General features: G+C 62.6%; 1 protein-coding gene. It reads right to left on the reverse strand.

Features of this window, described 5'->3' with window-relative positions:
* Window positions 1-229: 229 nt before the first annotated feature.
* Entirely contained in the window at window positions 230-1,183 is a 954-nt protein-coding gene (locus B7G66_RS09200) for a ribokinase (RefSeq protein WP_003621556.1), read from the reverse strand.
* Window positions 1,184-1,566 lie beyond the last annotated feature (383 nt).

The following is a 1,566-nucleotide window of genomic DNA, read 5'->3' on the forward strand; positions in this document are numbered from 1 at the left end:
GCGTCTTTCGAAGCTTTTTGGAAAAAGCTTCACCAAAAACCTTTCTGATTTCAGGATGTTATTAAGCCCGACTTTTTAATATGGTCTCTAACGGGCATGTCTACGGGGGGCGTCCGGCGGGGCGCGCAATCCGGCATACGCACCATCCCGACGCAATCCCGGCAGGCCCGCCGCGGCCCACGTAACAGCATCGCGGGCATGTCTACGGGCGGCGTCCGGCGGGACGACATCAGGATGCGCATTCCTGCGTGTCGAGCAGTGCCGCAACCTCTTCGGCCGTGGGGGCGGCCTCTGCCGCGCCGGGACGTGTCGTCGCCAGCGCGCCACATGCGGCGGCATAGCGCACGGCCTGATCCAGTGGCGCGCCGGATGCCAGCATGCGCGCCAGTCCCGCGCCGAAACAGTCGCCCGCCGCAACGGTATCGACCGCCGTGACGGCAAAGGGGGGAATGAACCCGTCCCCCCCGTCGCGACGGGAATGGAATACGCCGCGCGCGCCCATTTTTATGACCGCGCATGCCACACCCCGCCCGTGCAGGTGGGCTGCGGCGGCGCGGGCGGTGGGGGCGTCGGTGGGCAGGATACCCGTCAGGGCCTGCGTTTCCGTCTCGTTCGGGGTCATGACGGTGGCCAGCGTGAACAGCGCATCGGGCAGGCCATCGGGCGGGACGGGGGCAGGATCGACAATGATGGTCATGTCCTGCGCCCGCGCCTGTTCACACAGGCGTACGACGATGTCCGGCGGGATTTCCATCTGCACCATCACCACGCGCGCGCCGTCGAACACGCGCGCCAGCGCGGGGACGTCATCGGGGCGCAGCGTCATGTTCGCCCCGCCATGGACCAGGATCTGGTTTTCGCCCGCGTCATTGACGGTAATGAAGGCCCGGCCCGTCTGTCCGCCGGTTTCGGTGCGCACGAAACGCAGCCCCACCCCCGCATCGGCCATGGCGTCACGTGCGACCTGCGCCAGCGCATCGTCGCCCATCTGCCCCGCCAGTTCGACTGCCGTGCCCAGACGCGCGACGGCCACCGCCTGGTTCGCGCCCTTGCCACCCAGCCCTGTTGTCGCGGCGTGGACATGCATCGTCTCCCCCGCATGGGGAAAGCGGGCGACGCGGCAGACGAAATCGACATTGATGCTGCCGATGACGGCGATATGGCCGGTGGGGGAGAGGGTCATGACGGGCCTCCTGTCGCAGGCGGGTGGCGGTAAAAACAGTGAAAACGCAAGGAAAAGTCTGCGCGCGTTGCCTGTTCCTGAATGAAGGTAAGGTCTTTTTTGTGTATTTACAGCAAAGAGATACCCAAAAATTTTATAATTTCAGCATGTTATTAAGGACGCTTTGCCATGCAGAGCCTCACCATGAAGCCGCATGGGCATATGCCGGCGGCTATTGGATGCGCAGGGCGATGTTGGAAAGCACCCGATGGACAAGACGTCATCAGGATATTCAAAGGCCAAGTTTTTAGAGAGTGTCTGAAAACACATCATTGATAAAAAACAGGACAAGTTTCTGGGGGCCGCCTTTCGATCGAAAAAGGCGGCGTCTTCTGAAGCTTTTT

This window comes from Novacetimonas hansenii JCM 7643 (assembly GCF_000964405.1).
In the GTDB taxonomy this organism is placed as follows: Bacteria; Pseudomonadota; Alphaproteobacteria; order Acetobacterales; family Acetobacteraceae; genus Novacetimonas; species Novacetimonas hansenii.

Coding starts and splice junctions, on each gene's coding strand:
- B7G66_RS09200 (WP_003621556.1), bottom strand. CDS start 1,183: ATGACCCTCTCCCCCACCGGCCATATCGCCGTCATCGGCAGCATCAAT.